This is a genomic window from Aeromicrobium jepli (assembly GCF_047246605.1).
Taxonomy (GTDB): domain Bacteria; phylum Actinomycetota; class Actinomycetes; order Propionibacteriales; family Nocardioidaceae; genus Aeromicrobium.
On record NZ_JBFOKO010000007.1, the window covers coordinates 53212 to 66645 of the forward strand.

The 13434-nt window shown below is 72.8% G+C and carries 14 protein-coding genes and 2 tRNA genes; 7 read left to right on the top strand and 9 right to left on the bottom strand.

Annotated features, from left to right (window positions below):
* The first annotated feature begins 98 nt into the window (after positions 1–98).
* From AB3M81_RS13755 to AB3M81_RS13780, 6 genes are all read left to right on the top strand, one after another.
* Positions 99–1502, top strand: a complete 1404-nt coding sequence (locus AB3M81_RS13755; RefSeq protein WP_412904481.1) for an FAD/NAD(P)-binding protein — start codon at positions 99–101, stop codon at positions 1500–1502.
* Positions 1499–2635 (top strand): LLM class flavin-dependent oxidoreductase, encoded by a 1137-nt coding sequence (locus AB3M81_RS13760; protein WP_412904482.1) that lies wholly within the window; start codon positions 1499–1501, stop codon positions 2633–2635. Before AB3M81_RS13755 ends, AB3M81_RS13760 begins: the two co-directional genes overlap by 4 nt.
* On the top strand, positions 2632–3444 hold the full coding sequence (locus AB3M81_RS13765; RefSeq protein WP_412904483.1) for an ABC transporter permease: 813 nt from the start codon (positions 2632–2634) through the stop codon (positions 3442–3444). The genes AB3M81_RS13760 and AB3M81_RS13765 overlap by 4 nt, the downstream gene beginning before the upstream one ends.
* A gap of 3 nt (positions 3445–3447) precedes the next feature.
* Positions 3448–4506 (top strand): taurine ABC transporter substrate-binding protein, encoded by a 1059-nt coding sequence (locus tag AB3M81_RS13770; protein ID WP_412904484.1) that lies wholly within the window; start codon positions 3448–3450, stop codon positions 4504–4506.
* A complete protein-coding gene (locus tag AB3M81_RS13775) occupies positions 4503–5279 on the top strand; it encodes an ABC transporter ATP-binding protein (RefSeq protein WP_412904485.1) in 777 nt (258 codons plus the stop codon). The genes AB3M81_RS13770 and AB3M81_RS13775 overlap by 4 nt, the downstream gene beginning before the upstream one ends.
* A 127-nt stretch (positions 5280–5406) precedes the next feature.
* Positions 5407–6105: an HNH endonuclease family protein gene (locus AB3M81_RS13780; RefSeq protein WP_412904486.1), complete on the top strand. Its 699-nt coding sequence runs from the start codon at positions 5407–5409 to the stop codon at positions 6103–6105.
* On the opposite strand, the gene AB3M81_RS13785 is transcribed toward AB3M81_RS13780, so the two are convergent.
* The 6 genes from AB3M81_RS13785 to AB3M81_RS13810 form a co-directional block, all read right to left on the bottom strand.
* Positions 6102–6980, bottom strand: coding sequence for an ABC transporter substrate-binding protein (locus AB3M81_RS13785; RefSeq protein ID WP_412904487.1), 879 nt, complete (start codon positions 6978–6980; stop codon positions 6102–6104). The two genes, AB3M81_RS13780 and AB3M81_RS13785, sit on opposite strands and share 4 nt — an antisense overlap.
* Before the next feature lie 78 nt (positions 6981–7058).
* Positions 7059–7134: transfer RNA gene (locus AB3M81_RS13790), tRNA-Glu, on the bottom strand.
* A 41-nt stretch (positions 7135–7175) separates the two neighbouring features.
* Positions 7176–7247: transfer RNA gene (locus AB3M81_RS13795), tRNA-Gln, on the bottom strand.
* Positions 7248–7338: 91 nt separating this feature from the next.
* Complete coding sequence (gene gltX, locus AB3M81_RS13800; RefSeq protein WP_412904488.1) at positions 7339–8814, bottom strand: glutamate--tRNA ligase; 1476 nt, start codon at positions 8812–8814, stop codon at positions 7339–7341.
* On the bottom strand, positions 8807–9586 hold the full coding sequence (locus tag AB3M81_RS13805; RefSeq protein WP_412904489.1) for a fumarylacetoacetate hydrolase family protein: 780 nt from the start codon (positions 9584–9586) through the stop codon (positions 8807–8809). The genes gltX and AB3M81_RS13805 overlap by 8 nt, the downstream gene beginning before the upstream one ends.
* A gap of 10 nt (positions 9587–9596) precedes the next feature.
* Entirely contained in the window at positions 9597–10463 is an 867-nt protein-coding gene (locus AB3M81_RS13810) for an NAD(P)/FAD-dependent oxidoreductase (protein WP_412904490.1), read from the bottom strand.
* 54 nt (positions 10464–10517) lie between these two features.
* Here AB3M81_RS13810 and AB3M81_RS13815 point away from each other — a divergent pair, with 54 nt between their 5' ends.
* A complete protein-coding gene (locus AB3M81_RS13815; RefSeq protein ID WP_412904491.1) occupies positions 10518–10952 on the top strand; it encodes a MerR family transcriptional regulator in 435 nt (144 codons plus the stop codon).
* On the opposite strand, the gene AB3M81_RS13820 is transcribed toward AB3M81_RS13815, so the two are convergent.
* The 3 genes from AB3M81_RS13820 to recO form a co-directional block, all read right to left on the bottom strand.
* Positions 10942–11808: an NAD(P)/FAD-dependent oxidoreductase gene (locus AB3M81_RS13820; protein ID WP_412904492.1), complete on the bottom strand. Its 867-nt coding sequence runs from the start codon at positions 11806–11808 to the stop codon at positions 10942–10944. The two genes, AB3M81_RS13815 and AB3M81_RS13820, sit on opposite strands and share 11 nt — an antisense overlap.
* Before the next feature lie 92 nt (positions 11809–11900).
* The gene (locus AB3M81_RS13825) at positions 11901–12656 is read right to left on the bottom strand and encodes an isoprenyl transferase (RefSeq protein WP_412904493.1); all 756 of its coding nucleotides are present in this window, start codon (positions 12654–12656) and stop codon (positions 11901–11903) included.
* Positions 12656–13384 carry a DNA repair protein RecO gene (gene recO, locus AB3M81_RS13830; protein ID WP_412904494.1) on the bottom strand — a complete coding sequence of 243 codons (729 nt, stop codon included), beginning with the start codon at positions 13382–13384 and terminating at the stop codon, positions 12656–12658. Before recO ends, AB3M81_RS13825 begins: the two co-directional genes overlap by 1 nt.
* Positions 13385–13434: the final 50 nt, after the last annotated feature.

Below are 13434 nucleotides of genomic sequence, written 5' to 3' on the forward strand. Positions count from 1 at the left end.
GCCGCTGAACGGCGTTTCCGATCACGGTGACGGCTCGGCCGTGAACACATGCTGGACGCTCCGCAAAGACGACAAAGTCATGTTGTTTACTTGACAACGTGACCGACACCCGTGCCCTCCGGCCCACCGTCCTCGTCGTGGGCGGCGGGGCGGCCGGTGCGCTCACGGCGCTGCACCTCGCGCGGGAGGCCACGTCCGAGGTCGAGGTCGTCGTCATCGACCCGGCCGTGCGCCTGGCCGCCGGCACCGCGTTCTCGACCACGGATCCCGACCACCTCCTGAACGTCCCGGCCTCGGGCATGAGCGCGCTGCCCGACGAGCCCGGCCACTTCGCCCAGTGGCGCTCGCGCACGACCGGCGCCGAGGTCGACCCGCACGAGTTCGCCCCGCGGCGGGAGTGGGGCCGCTACCTCGCCGAGACGCTCGACGCGTCCGTGCGCGGCTCGCGCGTGACGCTGCGCCACGTCCGGGCGACGGCGACGTCGGTCGACCGGGCCGGCACCGGCGTCCTGGTGGGCCTCGACGACGGACGCCGCCTCGCCGGGGACGCCCTCGTCGTCGGGACGGGCCTGCCGGCGCCGTCCCCCTCGTGGGCGCCCGAGGCGATGCGCGCCAGCGACCGCTTCGTCGTCGACCCGTGGGCGCCCGGCGCCCTCGCCCGAGTCGACGAGGACCCCGGCCGCCTGCCCGACGTCCTGGTCGTCGGGACGGGCCTGACGATGGTCGACGTCGTCACGACGCTGGCTCGTCGGCCCGACCGCTTCCTGCACGCCGTCAGCCGCAGCGGTCGGCTCCCCCGCCGCCATGCCGACGGCCCGCAGGCACCCGTCGTGCCCGACGTGACGCAATGGGGCCACGACCTGGCCTCGATCGCCGACCACACCCACGCGCACCTGCGCGAGGCCGAGATCGCGACGGGCGACTGGCGCCCCGGACTCGACGGCCTCCGCCACCGCGTGCAGGACCTGTGGGGACGCCTCGACGAGCGTGATCGCCTCGCCTTCCTCGCGCGGTACGCCGCGGCATGGAACCGCATCCGGCACCGCGTCCCCGGCCCCAGCGCGCAGCGGATCGACGGCCTCACCGCCGCCGGTCGCCTCACCACCTCGGCCGCGCGCGTCACCGGCGCCGAGGCCGTCGCGGACGGCCTGCGCGTGACGCTCGAGGACGGCACCGTGCGCGAGGTCGGCTGGGTCGTGAACTGCACGGGCCCGGATCTCGACGTCCGCGACCTCGGCGACCCTCTCGTCGACGGCCTGCTCGAGAGCGGCCTCGCCACGTGCGCCACCGCCGGCATGGGCTTCCGCACCCGCGACGGGCGCCTGCTCGACGCGACCGGCACGGTCGGCGCGCCCGTCTGGGTGCTCGGCGCACTGCGCCGCGGCGAGCTGTGGGAGTCCACGGCCGTCCCCGAGATCCGCGTCCAGGCCGCCGCCGCGGCGACCGCCGTGCTCACCACGATCGCCCCGTCCCCCACCCTGACCGAAGGGATCCCCCGATGACCACGAGCCTGACCTTCGACTGGTTCCTGCCCACGACGGGCGACAGCCGCGCCCTCGTCGGCGGCGGCCACAGCGTCCCCACCGACCTCGGGCGGGACGGCGGCACTGCGGGCACCGCCGGCGCCTACCGCGAGCCCGACCTCCGCTACCTCGCGCACGTCGCCCGCACGGCCGAGGACCTCGGGTTCGACGCCGTCCTGACGCCCACGGGCACACCGTGCGAGGACGCGTGGGTCGTCGCGTCCGCGCTCATCCCCGAGACGACGCGACTGAAGTTCCTCGTCGCGCTGCGCCCCGGCCTGATCAGCCCGACGCTGCTGGCGCAGATGGCCTCGACGTTCCAGCGCCTGTCGGACAACCGGCTGCTGCTGAACGTCGTCGTGGGCGGCGACCCGTCTGAGCAGCTGCGCTTCGGCGACACCGTCCAGAAGGACGCCCGCTACGAGCGCGCCGCCGAGTTCATCCAGGTGTTCCGGGACGCCTTCACCGAGTCCGGCAGCAACTTCAGCGGCGAGTACTACGACGTCACCGACGCCCGCACCCGTCGGCCCGGCCAGGTGCCCGGGATCTACCTCGGCGGCTCCTCGGCGGCGGCCGGGCCCGTCACCGCCGCCCACACCGACGTCTACCTGACGTGGGGCGAGCCGCCGGAGGCCGTGGCCGAGAAGGTCGAGTGGATCCGCAAGCTGGCCGACGACGAGGGACGCACGGTCCGCTTCGGGGTCCGCCTGCACACGATCACGCGCGACCGCTCCGAGGACGCGTGGCGGATCGCGGGCGACATGCTGCGCGGCCTCGATCCCGCCGCCGTCGCGAAGGCGCAGGACGCGCTCGCCTCGAGCGAGTCCGTGGGCCAGCAGCGCATGCGCGAGCTGCACGGCGGCCGCTTCGACCGCGACGACCCGCACTCGCTCGAGGTGCACCCGGGCCTGTGGGCCGGCGTCGGCCTCATGCGCAGCGGCGCCGGCACGGCGCTCGTGGGCAGCCACAGCGAGGCCGCCGACCTCATCGAGCAGTACGCCGCCGTCGGCATCGAGGAGTTCGTCATGTCGGGCTACCCGCACGTCGAGGAGGCCTACTGGTTCGCCGAGGGCGTGCTCCCGATCCTGCGCCGCCGCGGACTCGTGCGGTGAGCCGTGCCGTCGCCCGGTGGCTGCCGCACGTCGCGACCCTCGCGCTGCTGCTCGCGGTCTGGACGGCCGTCGCCGTGTCCGACCTCGTCGAGCCGCACTACCTGACGCCGAGCCCGCTGGAGGTGTGGGACGCGTTCGTCCGCGCCAACACCGACCACCCGATCGGCGGCGGCGTCGACCGGGTCGTGCGCGGCGAGGAGGGCTACTACCTGTGGGAGCACCTGCTGGTGAGCCTGCAGCGCATCGGCGCCGGCCTGCTGGCGGCCACCCTCGTCGGCATCCCCCTCGGACTGCTCATGGGCACGGTGCGCTGGTTCGGCACGCTCGTCGGCCCGTACGTCGACTTCCTGCGGTCGATCCCGCCGCTGGCGTACATCGGCTTCCTCGTCGCGTGGTTCGGGATCTACGACGCCTCCAAGGTCTGGCTGCTGTTCCTCGCCGCCTTCCCGCCGATCGCCCTGGCGACGCTCAACGGCGTGCGCGGAGTGCGCGAGGACCAGCTGCACGCGATCCGCACGCTCGGCGCGACGCGGCGCCAGACCGTCACCACGGTGCTGCTGCCGGCCACCGCGCCCGACATCCTCGCCGGCCTGCGGGTCGCGGTCGGCTTCGCGTGGACCACGGTCGTGGCCGCCGAGCTGGTGAACGGACTGCCGGGCATCGGCGGCCTGGCCTATCTCTCGGGAACGCAGAACAAGATCGCCCTGTCGGTCGCCTGCATCGTCGTCATCGGCCTCACCGCGATCGCCCTTGACGCACTCATCCGCTCCATCGAGAAAGCACTCGTCCCATGGCGAGGGAAGGACTGACCCATGCACGTCCCCCTGAAGCTCCTGGCGGCCTCGGCCGCGTCCGCACTGGCCCTCGCCCTGTCCGCGTGTGGCGTCGGCGGCGATGACGCGAAGGCGTCCTCGAGCGACTGCCCGTTCCCGGCGAACGAGGAGTTCACCGGCACCCTGCGGCTGGGCTACCAGAAGATCCCGAACGGCGACGTCGTCGTCAAGGACCAGCGGATCCTGGAGAGCTGCCTGCCCAACGCGACCGTGAAGTGGAGCAACTTCGCCTCCGGCGGCGATGTCATCCAGGCGTTCGGCGGCGGCAGCCTCGACATCGGGCTGGCCGGCTCCTCCCCCAGCACGAAGGCGCTGTCCGCGCCGTTGAACCTGCCCGTCTCGGTCGTGTGGATCCACGACGTCATCGGCACCGCCGAGTCGCTCGTCGTGCGCGACGGTGTCGGTGCGACCGACATCAAGGGACTGAAGGGCAGGACGATCGCGACCCCGTTCGGCTCGACCGCCCACTTCTCGCTGCTCCAGGCGATCGCCGACGCGGGCGAGGACGTGAAGGACTACAAGCTCGTGAACTCCGAGCCCGAGCAGATCGCCCCCGCGTGGGGCCGCGGCGACGTCGACGCCGCGTGGATCTGGGACCCGACGCTGTCCGAGCTCGTGAAGCAGGGCGGCGAGGTGATCCTGTCGAGCGAGGACACCGCGAAGGCCGGCAAGCCGACGTTCGACCTGGCGATCGCCGACAACGCGTTCGCCGAGAAGAACCCCGAGGTGCTCGAGGTCTGGGCGAAGGCGCAGGACTACGCCGTCGAGCAGATCAAGCAGGATCCGGCGAAGGCCGCCGAGAGCGTCGCCGTCGAGGTGGGCGTGTCCACCGAGGAGGCCGAGAAGCTGTTCTCCGGCTTCGTCTTCCTGAACGCGTCCGAGCAGGCCGGCGAGGACTACCTGGGCGGCAAGCTCGGCCGGGACCTGTTCAGCACGGCGAAGTTCCTGCTCACGCAGGACGGCATCGCCGCGGTCGCCGACGAGTCGGTCTACGCCGACGGTGTCGACGCGGCGCCCGCGCAGGCTGCCGCCTCGTGACCCGTCACGACCTCGACGTCGTCGTCGCGGGCCTGGACCATCGGTTCCGGGCCCGCGACGGCGAGGTGCACGCGCTCGCCGGGATCGACCTCGCGATCGAGCCCGGGGAGCTCGTCACCCTGGCCGGCCCGTCGGGGTGCGGCAAGACGACGCTGCTGCGGCTCGTGGCCGGCTTCGAGACGCCCACGAGCGGCACGATCCGCGTCGGCGACACGCCCGTCACCGGCCCCGGCGCCGAGCGCGGCGTCGTGTTCCAGCGGCCCACGCTGTACCCGTGGCTCGACGTGCGCGCGAACGTGGCGCTCGGTCCGAAGCTGCGCGGCGCCTCGAAGAAGGAGCGGCACGAGATCGCCGACCGCTACCTCGACCTCGTCGGGCTGGGCGACGCCGCGAAGCTGCGGCCGTACGAGCTCTCCGGGGGCATGCAGCAGCGCGCGCAGATCGCCCGCGTCCTGGCGAACGACCCGGACATCGTGCTGATGGACGAGCCGTTCGGCGCGCTCGACGCGCTGACGCGCGAGCGCCTGCAGGCCGAGCTCCTCACGATCTGGCGCGAGACCGGCAAGACGATCCTGTTCATCACGCACGACGTCGACGAGGCCGTCTTCCTCGGCACGCGCGTCCTCGTGATGAGCCCGCGCCCCGGCCGCATCGTCCTCGACGAGCCGGCCCGCTTCTCCACGGACGCCCGCCAGGTCGCCCCCGAGGACCTGCGCACCCTGCCCGAGTTCGTCGCCCTCACCGGCCGCGTCCGCGAGGCCATCAGCCACTGACCCACCCGGCGGGACCGATCTTGTACCGGATCGGCCCATATCTGGGCCTGACCGGCACAAGAACAGCGACGCGGCGCGCGCGATGACCCACCGCCGGACTGTCGGACCCGGCTGGCACAGTGACGCCGTGCGTCTTCGTTCGCTGCTCCTCGCCCTGGCGCTCGTGCCCGTGGCCGGGTGCGACCTGCTCGAGCTCGTGGAGGAGCCCGGCAGCGCCGCCGTGGCGCCGGCGCCGACGATCTCACCGGCGGACGCTCGCGAGCAGCTGGTCCGGCTGCGCGTCGTCGACCGGCGCGCGACCGGCGTCCCGGCGTACCAGCGCGACGCGTTCGGCACGGCGTGGAAGGACGTGGACGGCAACGGTTGCAACCAGCGCGACGACGTGCTGCTGCGTGACGCGGTCCCCGGCACCGCCCGGGTGCAGGTCCAGCGCTCGTGCCCGCACGACGTCCTCGCCGGCACGTGGGTCGACCCGTACACCGGCGCCAGCCTGACGTTCGACGACCTCAAGGACCCGCGGCAGGCGCAGGCGATCCAGATCGACCACGTCGTCCCGCTCGCGGAGGCCTGGGTCTCGGGCGCGCACGCCTGGCCGGCCGAGCGGCGCGAGCGGTTCGCCAACGACCTCACGGTCCTCGTGGCGTCCGACGGGCCGACCAACGCCTCCAAGGGCGCCTACGACCCCGCCGCATGGCGTCCCCGCGAGCCCTTCCAGTGCGCCTACGCCACGCACTGGATCGACGTGAAGCACCGCTGGCGGCTGGCGGTCGACGCCAGCGAGTCGCGCGCGCTGAGCGAGATGCTGCGGACCTGCGACGACGCCTAGAGCCGTCGCGCGGACCCTTCACGCGCCGCGGGCACCGCGTCCGGGTGCAGGATCGCGGCGAGCGACTCGATCCCGTCGACCAGGCGCGGCCCCGGCCGGGCGAACGAGGCGTTCGCGTCGACCGCCCACACGGGCACGTCCGCGAAGCGCTCGGCCACGGGCCGGGCGAGCTCGACGGCGTCGTCCAGTGCGAAGCCGCACGGCGCGCACACGACCACGTCGGGCTCGGTCGCGAGAGCGTCCTCCCACGTCACCCGGAACGACTTCTCCCCCGCGACGCCCATGACGGGCTCGCCGCCCGCGCGCTCGACCATCTCGGGGATCCAGTGCCCGGGTGCGAACGGCGGGTCGGTCCACTCCAGCACCAGCACGCGCGGACGCCCTCGGTCGGCGACGGCCTTCTCGACTGCCTCGATGCGCGTGCGCAGTTCGGTGACCTGGGCCTGCGCGGCGTCCTCGTGGCCCGTCCGCCGGCCGAGCACCAGCACCGACTCCAGCACCTCGTCCAGCGTGTGCGGGTCGATCGTCAGCACGTCCGCGCGGCAGCCGAGGTGTGCCAGCGCGTCGTCGACCACGGAGACGTCGACCGCGCACACGGCGCACAGGTCCTGCGTGACGACGAGGTCGGCGTCGAGGTCCGCCAGCGCGTCCGCCTCGAGCCGGTACAGGTCCTCACCGCGCCGCAGCGCCGCCGCGACGAAGTCGTCGATCTGCCTCGGCGAGAGTCCCTCCGGCATCGCCGAGGTCGACACGATGCGCCGCGACCGTGCCTCCTGCGGGTGGTCGCACTCGAACGTCACGCCGACGACGTCGTCACCGGCCCCGATGCCGAACAGGATCTCCGTCGTGGACGGCAGGAGCGAGACGATGCGCATGCGCCCACGCTATCGGGCGGCACGCCTCGCCCGGAAAAGACGAAGGCCCCCGATCCGTAGATCGGGGGCCTTCTCCACTGGTAGCCCCGACGGGATTCGAACCCGCGCTACCGCCTTGAGAGGGCGGCGTGCTAGGCCGCTACACAACGGGGCCAGCGGTGAAAACGCTATCAGATGCCTCTTCGAGCGCTTTCGCTGGGGTACTAGGACTCGAACCTAGAACAACTGAACCAGAATCAGCCGTGTTGCCAATTACACCATACCCCATGGGCGTATCGGTCCCCCGCCTTGCGGCGGCGTCCCGAACCAAGGGAAGACTTTACCGGACGTCTCCCCGGTCCCCCAAACCGGGCCCGCCCTACCCCGCGATCGCGGCGTCGAGGCGGGCCAGGGAGACCTCGCGTCCCAGCAGCTCCATGGACTCGAACAGCGGCGGCGAGACGCGCCTGCCGGTCACGGCGACGCGCACCGGGCCGAAGGCCAGGCGCGGCTTGAGGCCACGCTCCTCGACGAGCGCCTGGCGCAGCGAGCCCTCGATCGCCTCGGTGCTCCACTCCCCCAGGTCCGCCAGCGCGGCACGAGCCGCCTTGGCGACCTCGAGGCCGTCCTCGTTCAGCTGCTTGGCGGCGTCGTCGGGATCGACCGTGAAGTCGTCGCCGGCGAACAGGAAGCGCAGCATGTCCGCGGCCTCGGTCATGAGGTTGCTGCGCTCCTGCACGAGCGGCGCGGCCTTCGTCACGAGCGCGTGGTCGACGCCCGCGGGCAGGTACGGCAGGAGTCGTGTGACGAACTCCTCAGGCGTGAGCATGCGCACATGGTCGCCGTTGATGGCCTCGCACTTCTTCAGGTCGAAGCGCGCGGGGTTCGGGTTGACCCGCTCGATCTCGAACGCCTCGACCATCTCGTCGAGGCCGAAGATGTCGCGGTCCTCGGCGATCGACCAGCCGAGCAGCGCGAGGTAGTTCAGCAGGCCCTCGGGCAGGAAGCCCTGGTCGCGGTAGCCGAGCAGGTTCGACTCGGGGTCGCGCTTCGAGAGCTTCTTGTTGCCGCCGCCCATGACGTACGGCAGGTGACCGAACCGCGGCGTGAAGCCCGAGCCCACGCCGATCTGCGCGAACGCCTCGTACAGCGCCATCTGGCGCGGGGTGGACGACAGGATGTCCTCGCCGCGCAGCACGTGCGTGATGCCCATGAGCGCGTCGTCGACCGGGTTGGTCAGCGTGTACAGCGGCTGGCCGTTGGCCCGGACGATGACGAAGTCCTGCACGTTCTCGGCGCCGAACGTGATCTCGCCGCGGACGAGGTCGTCGAACGTCCAGTCGCGTTGCGGCATCTTGAAGCGGATGACGGGCTGGCGGCCCTCGGCCTCGTACGCCGCCTGCTGCTCGGGCGTCAGGTCGCGGTGCAGGCCGTCGTAGCCGCTCGGGCGGCCCTCGGCGCGCGCCTTCTCGCGACGCTCCTCGAGCTCCTCGGCGGTGTCGTACGCCTTGTACGCGAACCCGGCGTCCAGCAGGCGCTGCGCCACGTCGGCATAGATGTCCATGCGCTGGCTCTGGCGGTACGGCCCGTTCGGGCCGCCCACCTCGACGCCCTCGTCCCAGTCCAGACCGAGCCATCGCATGACGTCGATCAGCAGGTCGTACGACTCCTGCGAGTCACGGCTGGCGTCGGTGTCCTCGATGCGGAACACGAACCGGCCGCCGTGGTGCCGCGCGAACGCCCAGCTGAACAGCGCCGTGCGGGCCATGCCCACGTGCGGGTTGCCGGTCGGCGACGGGCAGAACCGTGCGACGACGTCGCTCCCGGTCGCAGTCGTCCAACGGGTCTCACTCATCGTCCACCACCGGGTTCGTCAGGGTGCCCAGGCCGTCGATCGTCACGGCCACGTGGTCGCCGGCCTCCATGGGGCCGACGCCGTCGGGCGTGCCGGTCAGCACGATGTCACCGGGCAGGAGGGTCATGAAGCTGGTCACGTACTCGAGGATCGCCGGCACGTCGAAGACCATGTCCGCCGTGCGTCCGTCCTGCTTGACCTCGCCGTTCAGGGTGGTGCGCACGCGCACGTCCGACGGGTCGAAGTCGGTCTCGATCCACGGACCGATCGGGCAGAACGTGTCGAAGCCCTTCGCGCGGGCCCACTGGCCGTCCTTGGCCTGCAGGTCGCGCGCCGTGACGTCGTTCGCGACCGTGTAGCCGTAGATGACCTTGGGCGCGTCCTCGCGCGACAGGTTGCGGCAGATGCGGCCGATGACGATCGCCAGCTCGCCCTCGAAGTGCACGTTCTGGGACTGCTTCGGGTAGAAGATCGGCTCGCCGGGCCCGATCACCGACGTGTTCGGCTTGAGGAAGATGAGCGGCTCCTGCGGCACCTCCCCGCCCATCTCGGCGGCGTGCGCGACGTAGTTCTTGCCGACGCACACCACTTTGCTGCGCGGGATGACCGGCGCGAGCAGCCGCACGTCCTCGAGCGGCAGCTTCTCGCCGGTCAGCTCCAGCGGTGCGTAGAGGGGATCCCCCTTGAGAGGGGCGATGATCGGGGTGTCGCCATCGGTCCCGACGACCCCGAAGCGGGGGTCGTCGTCGCCGGCGAATCGGGCCACGCGCATGGGCTCCAGACTACCGAGGCCCGACCGGCCCGCCGGACGCGACCGCCTCGCCCGCCAGGAAGCGCACGAGGCTCGCGGCGGCGGCCTGACCGGCCGCGGCGGCCAGCAGCAGCGAGGCCATCGGCATGGGCAGCTGCTCCACGTGCGCGAGGTCGCCACCGGCGAACACGCGCGGGTGGCTCGTCTGGCCGAGGGCGTCGATGCGCACGCACCCCGACGGCAGCATCGCCAGTCCCAGCTGCTCCGGGAACGGCGCCGCCTGCCGGAACGCCGGGTGCGTGAAGACGCCCGCCGCCGCGACGGGCTCGCCGTCCGCGCGGTGCAGCAGCACGCCGTCCTCGGTCCGCTCGACCTTCGTCACCTCGTCGAGGCCGAGGTGCACGATCTCGGAGCCGATCGGCGCGAGCATCGCGGTCTGCATCGGCACGTGCGGACCGTCGCCGAGCAGCGCGATCGTGCGCCCCGCCAGCTCGTGCCCGTGGCAGAACGGGCACGCGGCGACCTCGCGCCCCCACGCCTCCGCCAGCCCCGGCACGTCCGGCAGGTCGTCGACGAGCCCCGTCGCGAGGACGAGCGTCTTGGCCCGGATCGGACCCGCGTCGGTCTCGGCGACGAAGCCCTCGCCCTCCTCGCGGACCTCGGCGACGGTCGCCTCGCGCAGCTCGACCGTGTCGTAGGCGGCGATGTCCTCACGGGCGAGCCGGCGGATCTCCTCGGGGGCGCGGCCGTCGTGCGTGAGGAAGTTGTGGGCGTGCTCGACCGTGCTGTTGCGGTAGCGGCCCGAGTCGACCAGGACCGCCGTGCGGTGCATGCGGCCCAGGGTCAGCGCGGCCTGCAGGCCGGCCGGTCCGCCGCCGATGATGAGTGCGTCGTGCATGGGATGTCCCCTCTCGTGTGGAATAACGACACGAGCGTGCGACTTCAGGTCGACATGAAGTCAAGCGATCAGGCGATCGGGGACGTCGCGGCCCGATTCGGCATCGAGACGCACGTCCTGCGGCACTGGGAGGACGTCGGCCTGCTGCGGCCGGCGCGCGACGCCGGCGGGCGCCGCCGCTACACCGACGACGACCTCGTGCGGGTCGCGGTGATCCTGCGCAGCAAGGCCGCCGGCATGTCGCTCGAGCAGATCGGCGTCCTGCTCGACGAGGAGGCGCCGTCGCGCCACGAGGTCCTCGAGGCCCACCTCGCCGACCTCGCCCGCCGCATGGCCGAGATGGAGCGCTCGCGCGAGATGACCGAGCACGCGCTGCGGTGCCGGGCGCACGACATCACGCAGTGCCCGCGCTTCCGCGGCTTCCTCACCGACGTGCTGGCCGGCGAGACGGCGTGGTCGACCAGCTCGTGGGAGAGCCTCAGTCGGTGAGCGGGTTCCCCTCGTGCTCGGCCTCGGGGTTCGCGAGCCAGCGGACCGCGCTCGCGCCCGCGGCCTGGCCCGCCGCGGCCGCCGCGAGGATCGACGGCATCGGGACCGGCAGCTCCTCGACGTGCGCCAGGTCGCCCGCCGCGAAGATCCGCGGGTGACTGGTGCGGTTGAGCGCGTCGACGCGGACGCAGCCGGACGGCAGGATGTCCAGGCCCAGCTGCTCGGCGAACGGAGCCGCCTGCGCGGTGCTCGGGTGCAGGAACAGCCCGGCCAGCTCGACCGGCTCACCCTCGGTCCGGTGGGCCAGCAGGCCGCGCTCGGTGCGCTCGACCTTCGACAGGTCGTCCTTGGCGAACGTCAGCACCTCGGACCCGATCGGCGCGAGCATCGCCTCGAGCTCACCGATGCTCGGGCCGTCACCCAGCAGCCCGATCGGCCGGTCCGCGAACTCGTGCCCGTGACAGAACGGGCAGTTCGCCACCTCGGCGCCCCACGCGTCGGCGAGGCCGGGGATGTCGGGCAGCTCGTCGGTCATGCCGGTGGCGAGCACGAGCGTCCGCGACCGGACGGTCTCACCGCCGAGGTCGGCCTCGAAGCCGTCGTCGATCTCGCTGACGCCCTCGACGGTGCCCTCGCGCAGCTCGACCGAGGGGTAGTGGCTGAGGTCCTCGCGCGCGAGGCGCCGCAGCTCGTCCGGGGAGCGGCCGTCGTGCGTCACGAAGTTGTGCGAGTGCGCCACGGACCCGTTGCGGTACTGGCCCGAGTCGACGAGCAGCACCGTGCGGTGCATCCGTCCCAGGGTCAGCGCCGCCTGCAGGCCCGCGGGGCCGCCGCCGATCACCAGCGCGTCGTACATGGGGCTCCTTCCGGGGTGGGGCCCTGGACGTACCCCCGTCTGCCCATCCGACACGTCGCTGCGCGACGCCAGATGCGGGCCGGAGGCCCGAGTCAGGCCGAGCCGTAGCGGCGCTGGCGCGTCGCGTACTCCTCGATCGCGGCCCACAGCGCCCGCCGGTCCACGTCGGGCCAGGCGATGTCGCTGAACACGAGCTCGGCGTAGGCCGCCTGCCACGGCAGGAAGTTGCTGGTGCGCTGCTCGCCCGAGGTGCGCCAGAACAGGTCGACGTCGGGCATCCAGGGCTCGTCGAGGTAGCGGGCGAACGTGGCCTCGGTGACCTTGTCGGGGTTGACCCGGCCGGCCTTGACGTCGCGCGCCAGCGCGGCGGCGGCATCGGCGATCTCGGCCCGGCCGCCGTAGTTGACGCACATCGTCAGCGTGCAGACGGTGTTGTCCTTCGTCAGCTCCTCGGCGATCTCGAGCTCGCGGATCACGCTGCGCCACAGGCGCGGCCGGCGGCCGGCCCACCGGACACGGACGCCGAGCTCGTGCATCTCGTCGCGGCGCCGGCGGATGACGTCGCGGTTGAAGCCCATGAGGAACGTGACCTCCTCGGGCGACCGCTTCCAGTTCTCGGTGCTGAAGGCGTACGCGCTGACGGCCTTCACGCCGACCTCGATGGCGCCCTCGACGACGTCGAACAGCGCGGCCTCGCCGGCCTCGTGCCCCTTCGTGCGGGGCAGCCCGCGCTGCTGGGCCCAGCGGCCGTTGCCGTCCATGACGATGGCGACGTGCTGCGGCACCTGGTCGGGCGCGAGTCGGGGCGGGCGCGCACCGGACGGGTGCGGCGTGGGGGGTCGGGTCATCAGCGATCCACGTGAGCCAGGGAGCGCAGGGCGCGCTCGAGGTGCCAGGACAGGTAGTTGGCCACCATGCCGCCGGCCTCGCGGCGGGCACGGTCGTCGGCCAGGGCGACGGAGTCCCAGTCCCCCACCAGCAGCGCCGCGAGCAGCGCGACCGTGGTGGGTGCCGGGACGGAGGAGCCGGGGACACGGCAGCCGTCGCACAGCATGCCGCCGGAGCCCGCGTGGAAGTGCCGGTGGGGTCCCTCCAGGCCGCACCGGGCGCACGCGTCGAACGAGGGGGCGTAGCCCGCGATCGCGAGCGACCGCAGCTGGAACGAGTCCAGCAGGACGCCCGGCGGCTGCCGGTGCTGGGTCAGGGCGCGCAGCGCGCCGACCAGCAGGTGGTACTGCGGGACGGACGGCTCGGCGGTGTCCGCGACGAGCCGCTCGGCGGTCTCGAGCATCGCGGTGCCGGCCGTGTACGCGGCGTAGTCGGCGCCCAGGTGCGAGGCGAACGGGTCGATCGTGACGACCTGCGTCACGACGTCCAGCGACCGGCCCTCCGCGAACATCACGTCGACGTGCATGAACGGCTCGAGGCGGCCGCCGAAGCGGCTGGAGGTCTTGCGCACCCCGCGGGCGACCGCGCGGACGACGCCGCGCCCTCGCGTGAGCATCGTGACGATGCGGTCGGCCTCGCCCAGCTTCTGGGTGCGCAGGACGACACCGGTGTCGCGATAGGTGCCCACCTGCCCATTCTGCCCCAGCGCGCCGACCGGTTCCGGGCGGCGCTCGGGGG

Coding starts and splice junctions, on each gene's coding strand:
- gltX (WP_412904488.1), bottom strand. CDS start 8,814: ATGAGTGAGACCCGTTGGACGACTGCGACCGGGAGCGACGTCGTCGCA.
- AB3M81_RS13770 (WP_412904484.1), top strand. CDS start 3,448: ATGCACGTCCCCCTGAAGCTCCTGGCGGCCTCGGCCGCGTCCGCACTG.
- AB3M81_RS13820 (WP_412904492.1), bottom strand. CDS start 11,808: ATGTACGACGCGCTGGTGATCGGCGGCGGCCCCGCGGGCCTGCAGGCG.
- AB3M81_RS13785 (WP_412904487.1), bottom strand. CDS start 6,980: ATGCGCATCGTCTCGCTCCTGCCGTCCACGACGGAGATCCTGTTCGGC.
- AB3M81_RS13810 (WP_412904490.1), bottom strand. CDS start 10,463: ATGCACGACGCACTCATCATCGGCGGCGGACCGGCCGGCCTGCAGGCC.
- AB3M81_RS13805 (WP_412904489.1), bottom strand. CDS start 9,586: ATGCGCGTGGCCCGATTCGCCGGCGACGACGACCCCCGCTTCGGGGTC.
- AB3M81_RS13760 (WP_412904482.1), top strand. CDS start 1,499: ATGACCACGAGCCTGACCTTCGACTGGTTCCTGCCCACGACGGGCGAC.
- AB3M81_RS13815 (WP_412904491.1), top strand. CDS start 10,518: ATGAAGTCAAGCGATCAGGCGATCGGGGACGTCGCGGCCCGATTCGGC.
- AB3M81_RS13825 (WP_412904493.1), bottom strand. CDS start 12,656: ATGACCCGACCCCCCACGCCGCACCCGTCCGGTGCGCGCCCGCCCCGA.